Here is a 17,853-nt window from a genome sequence, read left to right on the forward strand (position 1 = left end):
TATAATATGCTTAAGGCTTTTACTTTTTGTAATTTAAAAATTACTGTATGCGTTGTACCCCTTTACGTGTGGGAGCAACTGGAATAATTTCTCCCTTCTCATTAAAAAATAACCTATCCACACAAATAGATCTTTTAAACCCATTTCCAGACAAATCTTGTGTATGATAAAACACATACCACTTTCCTTTATATTCTATCACAGATCCATGTGAAGTTCCTGAACTAACAGATTTCATTACTTTTCCTTGATATACAAAAGGCCCCATTGGATTTTGAGACGTTGCATATACCATAGTTGCATCTTTAGACCATCCGTTAGAGTACAGATAGTAATACAATCCATTACGTTTAAACATCCAAGGTCCTTCTCCATACACTCCATCTCCTCCATGATTGATTTGTAAATTAGGCTCTGTTTTTTTCTTCTCCTTCCACAACAATCGCTTTCCTTGCTTGTCTAAAATAATTACTTCATGTAAAGGACCATCTAACTCTATCATATTGTCTTTTAACTTAACTACTCTGGCTTCTCTACAACCAAAGTACATATAAGCCTGTCCATCGTCATCTAGCAAAATTGCAGGATCTATAGGTTCTGCTCCTGCAAAAGACTCTGCAACTCCATCTACCAATGGCTTTCCTACAACATCTTTAAATGGACCTGTAGCTGTATTGGCAACGGCTACTCCAATTTTTTTTCGTTCTACAGGATAATAAAAATAATATTTTCCATTACGCTTAACAGCATCGGGTGCCCAAGCCCATTTGTCTGCCCATTTAATATCTTTTAAAGAAAAAATAGCTCCGTGGTCTGTCCAATCTACCATGTTGGTTGTAGAAAAACAGGCCCAATCTAACATGTCAAAATATTTTGCATCATCTCTATCATGAGAAGTGTACACATACAAACGACCATCAAAAACTCTAGCTGATGGATCGGCTGTAAATTTATGTTTGATAAAAGGGTTTTGTGAATATGAAATAGCTGTGATTGCTAAAATCATTAATAAAGAAAATCTTTTTTTCATGACTAGGTACTTTTATAGATGAATACAAATTAATAAAGTAATCTTCTAAAAAGACAATACAAATAACTTTTTTAAGAACACATAAAGTTATTTTAACCAAAAACATTAGATTAGGTAATGGTTTAAAATAAAAAAAGCCTTAAATCAAAGATTTAAGACTTTTTTGTTGTCCCACAAGGACTCGAACCTTGAACGACGGTACCAAAAACCGCTGTGTTACCATTACACCATGGGACAGTGCGTTTGCGGGTGCAAATATACAGCACATCTAGAGTTCTACAAAATTTTTTAGCAAAAAATTTCACTTTTTTTTTATCTTTTTATTGTAATCTCTGAATATCAATATTTTAATTCAAAAATAAAATTCAAATATTTTAATTCGTCAGAACATTTTTAGTCAATATCTCTATCAGCATTAATATTTAATTAAATTTGTGACTAAAATTTTAGTTCGGAGACTCCAAATGAAAGAAAATACATATCAAAAATGGAATACAATCCTTGGATGGATTGTTTTTATCATATCATTAGCAACTTATACATTAACTCTTGAACCCACTGTCAGTTTTTGGGATTGTGGCGAGTATATATCAACAGCTGTAAAACTAGAAGTAGGTCACCCACCTGGTGCTCCATTATTCCAAATGTTAGGTGCGTTTTTTGCTATGTTTAGCGGTACCGCTAGTAATGTTGCTTATATGGTTAACTTTATGTCTGGTTTGGCAAGTGCCTTTACCATTCTATTTATGTTTTGGTCTTTAACTAACCTTATCAAAAGAGTAGCTATTAAAAACTCAGAACTAACAACTAACAAAGGAATTGCTGTTTTAGGTGCTGCTCTTGTAGGAAGTTTAACCTACACTTTTTCTGATAGTTTTTGGTTTAGTGCTGTAGAAGCCGAAGTTTATGCCATGTCTTCTTTCTTAATGGCTTTGTTATTCTGGTTAGGATTAAAGTGGGAAAAGTCTTTTCATCAACCTAGAGGAAACAAGTGGTTAATTCTAATTTGTTTTGTTATTGGATTATCTTTTGGAGTGCATATTTTATCATTACTGGTAATTCCATCATTGGTATTTATTTACTTAAACCATTACTACAAAAAATATACGATTAAAAACTTTATTGTTGCCAATGCTATTGCCATTGGAGCCTTAATTTTTATTTTTAAATTCTTATTTCCTTTTACGCTTAAGTTCTTTAGTGCTTCCGAATTGTTTTTTGTAAACAATTTAAATATGCCTTTCCACACAGGAACAGTAATTGCTGCTATTCTTATTATTACTGGTTTTTACTTTGGACTGAATTACACTCGTAAAAACAAAAAGTATTTAGCAAACATTACACTACTATCTGTTTTGTTTGTAATGATTGGATTTTCTTGTTGGTTAATGTTACCTATTAGAGCTAATGCAAATACTACTATTAACGAGAACAATCCATCATCTGCAAGGGAGCTATTAGCGTACTACAACCGTGAGCAATATGGAGACTCTAATATATTTTATGACACGTATTATTCATCAAAATACGATAGAGAGGCTGCTTTAGATGCCAATGGAGAACCCATTATGATAGATGTAAAGCCTAAATACGAAATGGATGAAAAAAGCGGTAAGTACATTATTGTAAATGATTACAAAAACGCTCAAGAAAAAACATCGGATAGACACAAAGGTTTTATTCCTAGAATGGTAAATCCTGCTTTGGAGCAAAATTATAAATCCATTGTAGGAATCCCACAGAAAAGCCAAGCAAGACCCACTTTTTCAGAGAATATAGAATTCATGGTTAAATATCAATTTGGCTACATGTATTTTAGATATTTGTTTTGGAACTTTATAGGAAAACAAAACGATGTACAAGGAAGAATGGATCCTTTAAACGGAAACTGGATGTCTGGTATAAACATTATTGACCGCTATTTTGTAGGTACCCAAGAAAACTTACCTAGTGAATATTTAAATAACGAAGGACGAAATTTTTACTACGGAATTCCATTTTTGCTAGGAATTATTGGATTGCTTTATCAAGTAAAAAATGACCCTCGTAATTTTTACAACTTGTTACTTTTCTTTGCATTTACGGGATTTGCTATTATATTTTACACCAACCCAAAACCCTTTGAGCCAAGAGAAAGAGATTATGCTATTGTAGGATCTTTTTACATTTTTGCTATGTGGGTAGGTTTTGGAGTATATGCCCTTTTTGACAAAGTGAACAACTACAAATCGTCCAAAGCTATTGCTATTGCAATTCCAGCCTTGTGTTTATTAGTTTCTCCTATTGTTATGGCTTCTCAAAACTGGGACGATCATGATAGATCAAACAAATACACTGCTTATTTTAATGCCAAAGCTTATTTAGATTCTTGTGATAAAAATGCCATTTTATTTACTATTGGAGATAATGATACATTCCCATTATGGTATATGCAAGAAGTAGAAGGTTACAGAACCGATGTAAAAGTAGTAAACACAAGTTTACTAGCTACAGATTGGTACATAGACCAAATGAAACGCAAAACATACGATGCCCCTCCTATTCCATCACAACTGGTACACAAACAGTACAGACATGGAACTTTAGATGTGGCTTATCACACGGGGCAGGTAAAAGAAAGATGGGATATTGATGATTTTATGAAATGGATTAGCTCATCAGACAAACGTACTTATATAGAAGTGAGCAATGGTAAATTTGAAAAATTTTATCCAACCAATAAATTACGACTACCAGTAGACAAACAAAAAGTTTTAGAAAACGGAATTGTAAATAAAAAAGATGCTGATTCTATTGTAGCTTACATGGATTTAGATGTTGATGATCGTGGTTTAACCAAAAACAGAACATTAATGCTAGATATTTTAGCCAACAATAATTGGGAAAGACCAATTTATTTTACGGGTGGTTCTAATGCCGATGAAGAATATTTATGGTTAAAAGATTATTTACAATTAGACGGAATGGCTTTTCAATTAGTTCCAATTAAAACCAAAAACGAATATGGGATTTTGGGAATGGGAAGAATTGATACTGAGAAAATGTACAACATGGTAAAATCTTGGGATTTTGGAAACCGTGGAAAAGATTTTTACATAGATGTAGAATCTAGAAAAAACTCTATTTCGTACAGAAATAATATTTCTAGACTGGTTGAAGCCTTAATGAACGAAGGTGAAGTAGAAAAAGCCGAAGAAGTATTAGATCTAAGCTTTAATAAAATGCCTATTGAAAAATATCATCAATACGGAGTGTGTTTGGCATTTCCCGAGCAATACTATCTATTAAACAAACCTGTAAAAGCAAGAAAAGCAGCAGACATTCTTATTAGAGTGTTTCAAGAAAAATTGTTATACTATTCTCAGTTTAGCACAGCAGACTTAGAATATTTATTTGCAGAAGTAGAAACAGAGTTTAAAATGTACCAGACTATTGCTGCAGACGTAAACAAATACGACAAAGACATAGATTACAAAAAACAAGTAGAAACAGAATTTATTGGACACATTAAATTGTTTGAAGATATTTTTCAACAATAATGAGATTCTATCCTGTAAAAACATTACTAATCACCAAATCCATTTTTAACAAATGGATTTGGTCTTTTAAAACCAAATCTAAAGAAGTCTATCTTACCTTTGATGACGGACCTATTCCTGAAATTACTCCTTGGGTTTTAAATCAACTAGATCTCCACAATGCAAAAGCTACTTTTTTTTGCATAGGAGATAACATAAGAAAACATCCAGATGTTTTTCATCAACTTATAGAAAAAGGACATAGAGTAGGAAACCATACTTTTAACCACTTAAAAGGATGGAAAACTAAAAAAGAAGTCTACCTGCAAAATACATCAAAAGCAGAAGCGTACTTAAAAAACCAGAATCAACCTAAACTTTTTAGACCTCCTTATGGTAGCATAACTCATCAACAATCTAAACATCTTAGAATGTTAGGGTATAAAATAATTATGTGGGATGTGTTAAGTGCAGATTTTGACCAAAGTTTAACAGCCAAACAATGCACAAATAACGTATTAAAAAACGTTAAAAAAGGGAGCATCATCGTTTTTCACGACAGCAAAAAAGCATTCCCAAGACTAAAAGAAACACTTCCTAAAGTCTTAGAAGAACTACATAAAAAAGGATTTCAATTTAAGGTAATTCCTTAAACGTATTGTTGAACCAAACTAATTAACGTGTTTGCATCCTGTTCTCCAGACTGTCTCCATTTCATAATTCCATTTTTATAAATCACAAAGGTTGGATTTGCCTTTACTTTTAAAGCAGAAGCTAAAATTTCATTCTTTTGAATGTCAATTTTGATCACCTTTGCTTTGTCTCCAAGAGCAGCAACTACGTCTTTTAAAATCATTCCTGTTGGTTCTTCTTCTTCATCACTCCATTGAGCATAAAAATCAATCAATACAGGAATTTCAACATTAATTAAATCACCAAATTTAGTCATATCTAAATGTATAAAGTTTGTAAATTATATGTCATTTATCTGACAAACAGACACAAATCACAATGCAATGTAACTTTTTTTCGAATTAAACAAAAAAAACAAGTTAATTTTTAACGCATTTCAGCTAAAATTTAACAATTAACACCCATATCTACCCAGTTAAGCACAAAAACAGACCTATATGACTACTCAAATTAGTTGTTTTTAATTACATTTACGACTCTCAAAACAATACTTATGGCTGGTCAGAAAAGACTTTTTTTACTAGATGCTTTTGCATTAATATTTAGAGGTTACTACGCACTAATTAAGAACCCTAGGATTAATTCTAAAGGAATGGATACCTCTGCTATTTTAGGATTCACCAACTCTTTGTTAGATGTAATTCGTAAAGAAAAACCTGAACTATTAGCCGTTGCTTTTGATAAAGGAGGATCTGTAACTAGATCTGAAGCTTTTGAAGCTTATAAAGCCAACAGATTAGAAACTCCAGAAGCTATTAAAATTGCCATTCCTTATATTCATGAAATCTTAAAAGCCATGAATATTCCTATTATTGAAGTAGCAGGTTATGAAGCCGATGATTTAATTGGAACTTTAGCCAAACAAGCAGAAAAAGAAGGTTGTCAAGTATATATGGTAACTCCCGATAAAGATTATGCTCAACTAGTTTCTGAAAATATATTTATGTACCGTCCATCAAGAATGGGAAATGGTATTGAAATTTGGGATGTAGAAAAAGTAAAAGAAAAGTTTGAGGTAGAAAATCCATTACAAGTTATTGATTACTTGGGAATGATGGGAGATGCAGTAGATAACATTCCTGGTTTGCCGGGGGTTGGTGATAAAACGGCTAAAAAATTCATCAAACAATACGGATCTATGGAAAACCTTTTAGCTAACACACACGAGCTAAAAGGAAAAATGAAAGAAAAAATTGAAGCTAACAAAGAATTAGGTTTATTGTCTAAGGAATTGGCTACTATTATTTTGGACTGCCCTGTAGAATATCACGAAGAAAACTTTACCATGTGCAAACCGAATGCAGATGAAACAGCTAAAATTTTCCAAGAATTAGAATTTAGACGTATAGCAGATAGTTTTAATAAACTTTTTGGAATGGAGGCTCCTAAAACAGAAACTTCTGCACAAGAAAACACTCCTAAAGCAACTAATTCTAACGAACCACAGTTAGATTTATTTGCAAACCCAGAACAAACCACAAACACAACTTCTTCTTTTGGTTTTGATACGCTTAGCAATACTCAATCTATTTACCAATACATAAATACCGCTACAGCTAGAAAATTATTCATTAACCAATTGATGAAGCAACCTAAAGTAGCTTTTGAAATTGTTACAGAAAGAGAAAATTTTATTGATACCATTATTGGTTTTGGATTTTCTTATGAAGGAGGAACGGGATATTATTTACCTGTTACCGAAAACACCAATGCTATTTTAAACGAGTTAAAACCTTTCTTTGAAAGTGAATCCATCGAAAAAATTGCATACGACACCAAGAGCAATATTAAATTCTTAGCACAATATAACATCAATTTACAAGGGTATATTTTTGACATAAGTTTAGCTCATTATTTATTACATCCAGATATGAGACATCAGTTAGATGTACTGTCTGAAACATATTTAAATTACGAAGTTACCCATCAAGACAACGTAATTGGTAAAGGTCGTAACAAGGTTAAGTTGGCAGCAGTAGATTTATCAATCATCACACCTTATTGCTGCGAACAATCTGATGTTTGTTTTCAACTAGAAAGCCACTTTAAAAAAGAACTTACCGAAAATAATTTAGAAAACCTATTTAACAACATAGAACTTCCTTTGTTAAAAGTATTGGCTAAAATGGAGTTGGAAGGAATCAATTTAGATGTAGAATATTTAGCATCTCTTTCTAAAACATTAACAGCAGACATTGCTACGCTAGAACAAGAAATTCACACACTTGCGGGAGAAGAATTCAACATTGCCTCTCCTAAACAATTAGGAATTGTGTTGTTTGAAAACATGAAATTGGTAGAAAAGCCTAAAAAAACCAAAACAGGACAATACGCAACTGGAGAAGATATTTTAAGTAAACTAGCTCCTGATCATGAAATTGTAGCTAAAATTATTGAGTACAGAGGACTTGTTAAATTAAAAAACACGTACGTGGATGCTTTACCTAACGAGGTAAATCCAATTACACAAAGAGTACACACTACCTACAGTCAAGCTACTGCTGCTACAGGTAGATTAAGTTCTAACAACCCTAACTTACAAAACATTCCTATTCGTACAGAAAGAGGAAAACAAGTAAGAAAAGCATTTATTAAAAAAAATAATGATTATACCTTGTTTGCTGCCGATTATTCTCAAATAGAATTGCGTTTAATTGCAGAACTAAGTCAAGATCCAGAAATGTTAGCTGCTTTTAAAAACGGAGATGATATTCACCGTTCTACTGCTGCCAAAGTTTTTGGAGTCCCTATTGATGAAGTTACTAGAGAACAACGTAGCCATGCAAAAACAGTAAACTTTGGAATTATATATGGGGTTTCTGCTTTTGGATTAAGTCAACAAACCAATTTAAGCAGAAAAGAATCTAAGGAATTAATAGATACTTACTACAAAACCTATCCAACCTTAAAAAGCTACATGGCTAGTCAGGTAGATTTTGCCAAAGAAAACGGATATGTAAAAACATTATTAGACAGACGTAGATATTTAAAAAACATCAACTCTGCCAATGCTATTGTACGTTCTGCTGATGAACGAAATGCTGTAAACGCTCCTATACAAGGAACCGCTGCCGATATTATTAAAATAGCAATGATTAACATTCAACAAGCTTTAGAACAAGGTAATTACAAAACCAAAATGTTACTACAAGTACATGATGAATTGGTGTTTGATATGCACAAAGACGAAATAGACACCTTAAAACCATTAATTATTTCTAAAATGCAAAATGCATACAAAATTAGTGTTCCTTTAGATGTTGATACCGACATGGGAGACAACTGGTTAGATGCGCATTAAAAAATAAACGAATGAAAATTATAACTCAGCTTTTTCCTAAGCGATTTTACCTACTTAAAAACTTTAGTTTTCTATTTTTAGTAGCCTCTACTTTTGTAAGACTTAGTTTATATGTTTGGTCTTTTTCAGAAATTTCTTTCTCAATTATCAATTTCTTAAAAGTAATTGGTATTGGTCTTTTTTACGATTTTGGAACCTTAGCTTTTATCAACGCTATTTACGGAATTTATTGGTTTCTAATCCCTAAGAAACTTTATGGAACATGGATTGATAAAGGGTTTGTTTATTTTACCTACTTTTTATTATTATTCGTTTTTGTATTTTCTTTCTTAGGGGAATTTACGTTTTGGAATGAATTTGCTAGAAGATATAATTTTATTGCGGTAGACTACCTTTTATACACTTATGAGGTTATAGAGAATATTAACCAGTCCTACCCTATTCCTATTATTCTAGTTGCCATTATTGTATTAATTGTTGCTGTATTTTATAACGCTAAAAAAACAAAGGTTTTTAGCCACTGTTTTAATAGTACCGATGGTTATCTTCAGAAACTAATTCCTTATTCTTTTTGGATATTTATTGCGTGTGGATTTTATTTTTTCATTCAAAACAATCAGGCCGAACAATTTAATAACAGATACGAAAATGAACTAGCCAAAGCTGGAGTTTATTCCTTTTTTGCGGCTTACAATAATAATGAGTTAGATTACAATGATTTTTATCCAACACAAGATATTCAAACCTCTTTGCAAATTGTTCAAAAAAACTTAACACAGCAAAAAGATAGTATCCTAGAAAACAATAACATTACTAGAACTATAAAAAACACAGGGATAGAATACAAACCAAACATTATTTTTATCTGTTTAGAAAGTATGAATGCCAACTTTATGGAGGCTTTTGGAAATCAAAAAAAACTAACTCCTTTTTTAGATAGTTTAGCAAACAAAAGTATTTTTTACACAAATTTACAAGCTACAGGAACAAGAACTATTAGAGGAATGGAAGCAATTACTCTTAGCATTCCCCCAACTCCAGGTAGAAGCATTGTAAAAAGACCCAATAACAACAACTTATTTACTATTGGAGAAATTTTAAAACAAAAAAAATATTCTAGAACTTTTTTTTACGGAGGTGATGGAACTTTTGACAACATGAACGGTTACTTTAGTTCCAACGGTTTTGATATTGTTGACAGACCTAAAAAGCAAAGAACTTCAGAAGAATTATCTGTAAACAGAATTCCTATTACTGACGAAGAAGTAACTTTTGAAAACGCTTGGGGTGCTTGTGATGGAGATATTTACAACAAAGTCATTCAGCAAATAGATCTTCAATCTAAAACAGGAAAACCTTTCTTTAATTTTGTGATGAGTAATACCAATCACAGACCTTATACATTTCCTACAGGACATATAAAAGAACAACCCGGAAACAGAACTGGAGCTTTAAGATATTCCGATTGGGCTTTACAAAGATTTTTTAAAGATGCCAAAGCTAAACCTTGGTTTAAAAACACAGTATTTGTCATCATGTCCGATCACTGTGCATACAGTGCAGGTAGAACCGATTTAGATGTAAAAAGCTATCACATTCCAGCTCTTATATACAATCTTACAAATATTGATGCTCAAAAAATAGACAAACTATGTTCTCAGATAGATGTACTTCCAACACTCTTTGGATACTTAAATTGGTCTTATACTAGCAAAATATTTGGGAAAGATATTACCAAGATGCAATCTAAAGACGAAAGAGCTTTTATTGCAAACCACAGAAAACTAGGTCTAAGAAAAGGAAATCAATTGGTTATTCTGGATGAGACTAAGAATAGTAATACGTATGTTTGGAATTCAGACAAAGAAAGTCTTACTCTTCAAAAAACAGATACTGCATTAGTAGCAGAAACAATTGCTTTTTACCAAACCTCTTATGAATTGTTTAAAAACAATCAACTAAAAGCCACACAAGAGTAACACTTTTTTCAACATCAGTACATTAGCCTTTATATTTCACAAAATTCACATAAAAAAAAGATTGCTATCTAAATAATTAGTTCTATTTTTGCAATCCCTTGGAGAATCCAAGAAGAATTATTGTTTAATTATTACAAAAACTAATGTAAATGAACACATTAAGTTACAAAACAGTATCGGCTAATAAAGCTACTGTGGACAAGCAGTGGGTTATCGTTGATGCGGACGGACAAACATTGGGTCGTTTATCTTCTATCATTGCAAAATTGATTAGAGGTAAGTACAAACCAAATTACACTCCTCACGTAGATTGTGGAGACAACGTTGTTGTTATCAACGCTGAAAAAATTCAATTAACTGGAAAAAAATGGTCTGACAAGGCTTATATCCGTCACACAGGATATCCAGGAGGTCAAAGAAGTTTATCTGCAACAGAAATGTTTGAGAAAGATCCTACAAGATTAATCGAAAAAGCAGTAAAAGGAATGTTACCTAAAAACAAATTAGGAAGCGCTCTTTACAAAAACTTATATGTTTATGCTGGTACAGAGCACGCTCAAGAGGCTCAACAACCAACAGCTATTAACTTAAAAGACCTATTATAATAATGGATACTATTCACAAAATTGGTAGACGTAAAACTGCCGTAGCAAGAGTATATGTTTCTGAAGGTACAGGAAACATGACTATTAATGGTAAAGACTTAGCTGCTTACTTTACTACTGGAACTTTACAGTACAAAGCAAAGCAAGCTTTATTATTAACTGAAAACTTAGAGTCTTTTGATATTACAGTAAATGTATTTGGAGGTGGTGTAACAGGACAAGCAGAAGCTATCCGTTTAGCTATTTCTAGAGCTTTATGTGAAATTGACCCTGAGCACAGATTAATCTTGAAACCAGAAGGATTATTAACTCGTGACCCTAGAATGGTTGAACGTAAGAAATTTGGTCAAAAGAAAGCAAGAAAGAAGTTCCAATTCTCAAAGCGTTAATCTTTTACAATTATTTAATAAAATTAATCGATTGTTTAGCAAAAATAGTAGAGACTTCTACAAAGAACTACTCTCCTATTGCTAACATCTAAACAAGATCCCATTATTATGGCAAATATTCAAGAATTATTAGAAGCTGGTGTACACTTTGGTCACTTAACTAGAAAGTGGAACCCAAGTATGGCTCCTTACATCTACACAGAACGTAACGGAGTTCACATCATTGACTTATACAAAACTTCAGCTAAAATTGACGAAGCATCTGCTGCTTTAGCTAAAATTGCTGCATCAGGAAGAAAAATCTTATTTGTTGCAACAAAAAAACAAGCAAAAGATATCGTTTCTGAAAAAGCTGCTGCAGTAAACATGCCTTACATCACTGAAAGATGGCCTGGAGGAATGTTAACTAACTTTGTTACTATCCGTAAGGCAGTTAAAAAAATGTCTCAAATTGATAGAATGAAGACTGACGGTTCTTTTGATGCATTATCAAAAAGAGAAAAATTACAAATCGATCGTCAACGTGCTAAATTAGAAAAGAACTTAGGTTCTATCTCTGATATGACTCGTTTACCTGGAGCGTTATTTGTAATTGACGTTAAAAAAGAACACATTGCTGTTGCCGAAGCTAAGAAATTAAATATTCCTGTTTTTGCAATGGTAGATACAAACTCTGATCCTAGTGATATTGATTTTGTAATCCCATCTAACGATGATGCTTCTAAATCTATTGACAAAATCTTAACTTTAACTACTCAAGCTGTTGCTGATGGTTTAAGCGAAAGAAAAGCTGGTAAAGATGCTCCTGCTGAAGCTCCAAAAGCTGAAACAGAAGAAGCAAAATAATCACACAAATTTAACATGTAACGGTACAAAACTTTTCTAATTTTGTACCGTTCATTTTTATAAAAACTTTAAAACACAATACTATGGCAGATATTAAGGCAGCTGACGTGATGAAATTAAGAAAATCATCAGGAGCTGGAATGATGGACTGTAAAAAAGCTTTAATCGAAGCTGAAGGAGATTTTGACAAAGCAGTAGACGTTTTACGTAAGCGAGGGCAAAAAATGGCTGCAAAAAGAGCTGACCGTGAGTCTAGCGAAGGTGCTGCAATTGCTGTTGTAAACGAATCTAACACTGCTGGAGTTTCTATCGTATTAGGATGTGAAACTGATTTTGTTGGAAAAAACGATGATTTTGTTGCTTTAGCTAAAGAATTAGCTGCACATGCATTAAACTACAACACAAAAGAAGAGTTTTTAGCTTCTGATTTTGGTGGAGTTTCTGTTGCAGACAAATTAGTTGAGCAAACAGGTGTAGTTGGTGAAAAATTAGAAATCAATGATTTCTCAAGAGTTGAGGCTCCTTTCGTAGGATCTTACATTCACGTTGGAAACAAAATTGCTGCATTAGTTGGTTTATCTGCTGCTATTGATGGTGCTGAAGCTTTATCTAGAGATATTGCTATGCAAGTTGCTTCTATGGGAGCTACTACATTATCTTACAAAGATTTTGACCCTGCATTTGTTGCTGCTGAAACTGAAGCAAGAATTGCTGCTATTGAAAAAGACAATATTGAATTAGGAAGATTAGGAAAAACGTTAAAAAACGTTCCTCAATTTATTTCTAAATCTCAATTAACTGAAGAAGTTTTAGCTAAAGCTGAAGAAGCTGCTAAAGCTGAGTTAACTGCAGAAGGAAAACCAGAAAAAATCTGGGATAGAATTTTACCAGGTAAAATGGAAAGATTTGTTTCTGATAACACTACTTTAGATCAAGAGCAATGTCTTTTAGATCAAAACTTCATTAAAGATGAAAAGAAAACTGTTGCTGAATATGTTGCTGCTTCTAACGTAGAAGTTGTTTCTTTCTCAAGAGTAACTTTAGGATAATTAGTTCCTAAATATAGTATTTAAAACCTCTCATTTTTATGAGAGGTTTTTTTATGCATTTAATACTAAATAAACCTTAGATTAGTTTCCGTAAATTTATCTCAAAATTTTATATTTGCACAACCTAAATAACAATCATGCAATACAAAAGAATACTATTAAAATTAAGTGGTGAGGCTTTAATGGGAAACAACCAGTATGGTATAGACCCAAAAAGATTAGCAGAATATGCAGAAGAAATTAAAGCAGCGGTAGACACTGGATTAGAAATTGCTATTGTTATTGGAGGTGGAAATATTTTTAGAGGTATTTCTGGAGCTGCTCAAGGTATGGATAGAGTTCAAGGTGACTACATGGGAATGTTAGCAACTTGTATAAACGGAATGGCTTTACAAAGTGCTATTGAAGCTACAGGAGTTAAAACCAGATTGCTTACCGCAATTAAAATGGAAGAAATTGCTGAACCATTTATAAAACGTAGAGCAGTTAGACACTTAGAAAAAGGGAGAGTTGTTATATTTGGAGCCGGAACTGGAAATCCATATTTTACAACAGACACAGCATCTGTATTAAGAGCTATAGAAATTCAAGCAGATGTTATCTTAAAAGGAACTCGTGTAGACGGAATTTACACAGCAGATCCTGAAAAAGACCCTAATGCTACTAAATTTGATACAATATCATACAGAGATGTATTAGACAAAGGCTTAAAAATTATGGATTCTACAGCTTTTACTTTAAGTGAAGAAAATAGTTTGCCTATATTAGTATTTGATATGAACACAAAAGGAAATCTTCAGAAATTAATTCAAGGTGAAGATATTGGTACAATAGTTACAGATAAATAATACATAAGATGAACGAAGAAGTTACATTTATTATTGACAGTACTAAAGAAGGAATGGATGCTGCCATTGCTCACTTAGTAAAAGAATTTGGAAATATTAGAGCTGGTAAAGCTAGTCCTGCCATGTTAGGTAGTGTTATGGTAAATTACTACGGATCTCAAACACCATTGAGTCAAGTAGCTAACGTTAACACTGCAGATGCACAAACAATTACGGTGCAACCATGGGAGAAAAATATGATTCCTGAAATTGAAAAAGGAATTTTATTGTCTAACTTAGGATTTAATCCAATGAACAACGGAGATAGCATTATGATTAATGTTCCTGCGTTAACAGAAGAAAGACGTAAAGAATTATCTAAAGCAGCAAAAGCTGAAGCAGAACATGCTAAGGTTAGTATTCGTAACATCCGTAGAGATTCTAATAACGATATTAAAAAATTAGATATTTCTGACGATGAAAAGAAAATTGCAGAAGACGATGTTCAATCTTTAACCGATAAATTTATCAAAAAAGTAGATGAATTATATAGCGTTAAAGATGCTGAAATTATGAAAGTTTAATTTCATTACACATACATATTATTACCTAAAGCTATCTAATAAAGTCATTTATTGCTATATTAGATAGCTTTTTACATTAATTACTATACTTGATATACTTATTGCATGAATTTTTGGAACAATCTTGCTAGAACCATTCTTACCCACAGAGTAGCAACTCTTATTTTTATTGCCGTTATTACTGGGTTATTAGGGTCACAATTTAAAAATGTACAATTCTCGTACACAGAAGCTAACTTACTACCCGAAGACAATCCTGTAAATATAGAATACAATCAGTTTCTTGATATTTTTGGTGAAGAAGGGAATATTGTTGTCTTAGCAGTAAAAGACACAACACTATTTAAAGATGTTTCTAAATTTAACAATTGGCTAAAACTTGCTGATGATATTTCTAATTTTAAAGAAGAAATAGAAGGAGTCATTTCTTTTAGCAATATTCAAGAATTAAAAAAGAATGTTGATGAACAACGCTTTGAACTACAACCTTTATTTAATAAAAAACAATTTCTACAACAAGAAATAGATAGTATAAAAAATCACATTTTTAGTGATTTACCTTTTTACGACAATTTACTTTTCAATAAAAAAACTGGAACTGTACAAACAATTATTTATATAGATAAAGAAGTAGTTAACACAAAAAAACGTTCTGATTTTATAAAGAATACTTTTAATCCATTAATTAACAAATTTAACAAAGACAACAACTTACAGGTTAGAGTTTCTGGTATGCCTTACGTTAGAAGCATGAATGCTGCTAGTGTAAAATCCGAAATGGGAATGTTTGTATTACTTGGTTTAGGAGTTACAGGTCTTATTTTTTTCTTATTCTTTAGATCGTTTAGAGCTACTGCTATTACCCTTACCGTTGTAATTGTAGGTGTACTATGGTCTTTTGGTTTTATTGGGTTGTTTGATTATAGAATATCAATTCTAACCGCTTTAATTCCTCCTTTAATTATTGTTATTGGAGTACCTAATGCTATTTTCCTAATTCATAAATATCAGCAAGAAGTACACAAACACGGAAACAAAGCAAAATCTTTACAAAGAGTAATTACCAAAGTTGGAAACGCAACGTTAATGACCAACGTTACCACCTCTGCAGGATTTGCTACTTTTATATTTACAAAAAGTCAAATACTTAAAGAATTTGGTGTAGTTGCATCAGTAAGTATTTTAGGAATTTTTGTATTATCTATCTGTTTAATTCCTATTCTTTATAGTTTTATGCCTTTGCCAAAAGCAAAACACTTAAAACATTTAGAAAAAAAATGGGCTGATAATATTATTAATGGTATGACTAAAATTGTACGTCATAAGAAACCGTATGTATATTTAGTCACTTTTATATTAGCTATAGTTGCTTTAATTGGTGCAGACAGAATAAAAGTATCAGGTAGTTTGATTGAAGATATGTCTAAAAAGACTCAATTTTACAAAGATATTGTTTTCTTTGAAAAAGAGTTTGGTGGAATTTTACCTTTAGAAATTTTAATAGATACTAAAAAAGAAAAAGGTGTTATGAAATTAAGTACGCTAAAGCGTATTGATCGAATGGAAGAAGAAATTCTAAAAATACCAGAACTATCTAAACCTGTCTCTATTAACAACTTGGTTAAATACTCTAAACAAGCTTTTTATAATGGTAATGCTGATTTTTATACATTACCAACTTCTCAAGAACAAAACTTTATTTTAAGCTATGCTCAAAATTCTGGAGGAAATACAAACGCATTAGATAACATGGTTGACAAAACTGGTAGATATGCACGTATAACCACCTTTATGAAAGATATTGGTACAGAGCGTATGGAGCAAATACAAAATAGGCTACAAATGATTATTGATGATCATTTTCCTAAAGAAAGATATACAGTTACTATGACAGGTAAAGCCTTAGTATTTGTAAAAGGAACTAATTATTTAATTAACAACTTAACCATATCACTTGGTTTAGCAATCCTACTAATTTCTTTGTTCATAGGATCTTTATTTAAAGATTATAAGATGGTATTAATCTCTTTGGTGCCCAACCTATTCCCTTTATTATTAACTGCCGGATTAATGGGCTATTTGGGAATTCCTTTAAAACCATCTACCATTTTAGTATTTAGTATTGCCTTTGGTATTTCTGTTGATGATACTATTCATTTTTTAGCTAAATACAGACAAGAATTACTATCTAGTAAAGGGAAAATAAGAACCTCTGTTTATAAAGCTTTACGTGAAACCGGAATTAGTATGTTTTATACTTCTATCGTATTATTCTTTGGTTTCTTAGTCTTTATAATCTCTAGTTTTGGAGGTACCAAAGCTTTAGGAGGTTTAGTTTCAATTACTTTATTATTTGCTATGATTTCAAATTTAATTATTTTACCATCCTTACTAATTACATTTGAAAGGAATATGGCTAAAAAAAGTAAAAAGAATCACAAGTAAAACCCTTTAAGCCTAATTAAAAAAGCCAATAATTTTTAAATTATTGGCTTTTTTAATTAGTAACTACTATTACATTTAATTATTTCTCTGAACAGAAACTATATACATTATATATATATTAACAGTAAGCTTATTAAATTAATTAGAGAACGATTTTATATTTATAATATAGAATAGCCAGAGTTTATTTTTCCAAAAGCCACACAAGTAACAGACAGATTTCATGTACAAAAACTAGCATTAGAAGCTTTACAAGATATCAGAATCAAACATAGATGGGAAGCTATTGATAGGGAAAACAACTCTATAAAATTAGCAAAACAGAAAAAGACACTCTTTATTGCTGAAACTCTTGATAATGGAGATACTAGAAAACAACTACTCGCTAGAAGTAGATATTTACTCTACAAAGCTCCTTCCAATTGGACACAAAATCAAGACTTCAGAAGTAAAATTTTATTCCAACAATACCCAGATATCAAAAAAGCATTCGACTTAGTGCAAAGTCTTAGAAATATATTTAACCAAGCTAAATCAATAAAAATTGCATACACAAGGTTAGCACAGTGGTACAATCAAGTAGAAAA

At 31.8% G+C, this 17,853-nt stretch carries 14 protein-coding genes and 1 tRNA gene; 12 read left to right on the plus strand and 3 right to left on the minus strand.

Annotated elements, in window-relative coordinates:
* Positions 1-40 precede the first annotated feature (40 nt).
* The gene (locus tag GGR97_RS11750) at positions 41-1,030 is read right to left on the minus strand and encodes a family 43 glycosylhydrolase (RefSeq protein ID WP_167898718.1); all 990 of its coding nucleotides are present in this window, start codon (positions 1,028-1,030) and stop codon (positions 41-43) included.
* 166 nt (positions 1,031-1,196) lie between these two features.
* Positions 1,197-1,267, minus strand: a tRNA-Gln gene (locus tag GGR97_RS11755).
* A gap of 227 nt (positions 1,268-1,494) precedes the next feature.
* On the opposite strand from GGR97_RS11755, the gene GGR97_RS11760 reads away from it, so the two are divergent.
* Positions 1,495-4,569: a glycosyltransferase family 117 protein gene (locus GGR97_RS11760; RefSeq protein WP_167898719.1), complete on the plus strand. Its 3,075-nt coding sequence runs from the start codon at positions 1,495-1,497 to the stop codon at positions 4,567-4,569.
* Entirely contained in the window at positions 4,569-5,201 is a 633-nt protein-coding gene (locus tag GGR97_RS11765; RefSeq protein WP_167898720.1) for a polysaccharide deacetylase family protein, read from the plus strand. The genes GGR97_RS11760 and GGR97_RS11765 overlap by 1 nt, the downstream gene beginning before the upstream one ends.
* Here the strand turns inward: GGR97_RS11765 and GGR97_RS11770 are convergent.
* Positions 5,198-5,497 carry a thioredoxin family protein gene (locus tag GGR97_RS11770; protein WP_167898721.1) on the minus strand — a complete coding sequence of 100 codons (300 nt, stop codon included), beginning with the start codon at positions 5,495-5,497 and terminating at the stop codon, positions 5,198-5,200. The genes GGR97_RS11765 and GGR97_RS11770 overlap by 4 nt on opposite strands.
* 237 nt (positions 5,498-5,734) lie before the next feature.
* Between GGR97_RS11770 and polA the strand changes: the two genes are divergently transcribed.
* From polA to GGR97_RS11820, 10 genes are all read left to right on the plus strand, one after another.
* Positions 5,735-8,542: a DNA polymerase I gene (gene polA, locus GGR97_RS11775; protein WP_167898722.1), complete on the plus strand. Its 2,808-nt coding sequence runs from the start codon at positions 5,735-5,737 to the stop codon at positions 8,540-8,542.
* A gap of 11 nt (positions 8,543-8,553) precedes the next feature.
* A complete protein-coding gene (locus GGR97_RS11780) occupies positions 8,554-10,521 on the plus strand; it encodes an LTA synthase family protein (protein WP_167898723.1) in 1,968 nt (655 codons plus the stop codon).
* Positions 10,522-10,670: 149 nt separating this feature from the next.
* Entirely contained in the window at positions 10,671-11,126 is a 456-nt protein-coding gene (rplM, locus tag GGR97_RS11785) for a 50S ribosomal protein L13 (protein ID WP_167898724.1), read from the plus strand.
* Between the two features lie 2 nt (positions 11,127-11,128).
* Entirely contained in the window at positions 11,129-11,515 is a 387-nt protein-coding gene (rpsI, locus tag GGR97_RS11790) for a 30S ribosomal protein S9 (RefSeq protein ID WP_167898725.1), read from the plus strand.
* A gap of 108 nt (positions 11,516-11,623) precedes the next feature.
* Complete coding sequence (gene rpsB, locus GGR97_RS11795) at positions 11,624-12,361, plus strand: 30S ribosomal protein S2 (protein WP_167898726.1); 738 nt, start codon at positions 11,624-11,626, stop codon at positions 12,359-12,361.
* An 83-nt stretch (positions 12,362-12,444) separates the two neighbouring features.
* Positions 12,445-13,410: a translation elongation factor Ts gene (tsf, locus tag GGR97_RS11800; RefSeq protein ID WP_167898727.1), complete on the plus strand. Its 966-nt coding sequence runs from the start codon at positions 12,445-12,447 to the stop codon at positions 13,408-13,410.
* A 137-nt stretch (positions 13,411-13,547) separates the two neighbouring features.
* A complete protein-coding gene (pyrH, locus tag GGR97_RS11805; protein ID WP_167898728.1) occupies positions 13,548-14,258 on the plus strand; it encodes a UMP kinase in 711 nt (236 codons plus the stop codon).
* Positions 14,259-14,266: 8 nt separating this feature from the next.
* A complete protein-coding gene (frr, locus tag GGR97_RS11810; protein ID WP_167898729.1) occupies positions 14,267-14,821 on the plus strand; it encodes a ribosome recycling factor in 555 nt (184 codons plus the stop codon).
* A 105-nt stretch (positions 14,822-14,926) separates the two neighbouring features.
* Positions 14,927-17,266, plus strand: coding sequence for an efflux RND transporter permease subunit (locus tag GGR97_RS11815; protein ID WP_167898730.1), 2,340 nt, complete (start codon positions 14,927-14,929; stop codon positions 17,264-17,266).
* A 186-nt stretch (positions 17,267-17,452) separates the two neighbouring features.
* Positions 17,453-17,853 (plus strand): transposase (locus GGR97_RS11820; RefSeq protein WP_317165752.1); only part of this gene is annotated, 401 nt, incomplete at its 3' end.

Source organism: Wenyingzhuangia aestuarii (assembly GCF_011927765.1).
Classification (GTDB): domain Bacteria; phylum Bacteroidota; class Bacteroidia; order Flavobacteriales; family Flavobacteriaceae; genus Wenyingzhuangia; species Wenyingzhuangia aestuarii.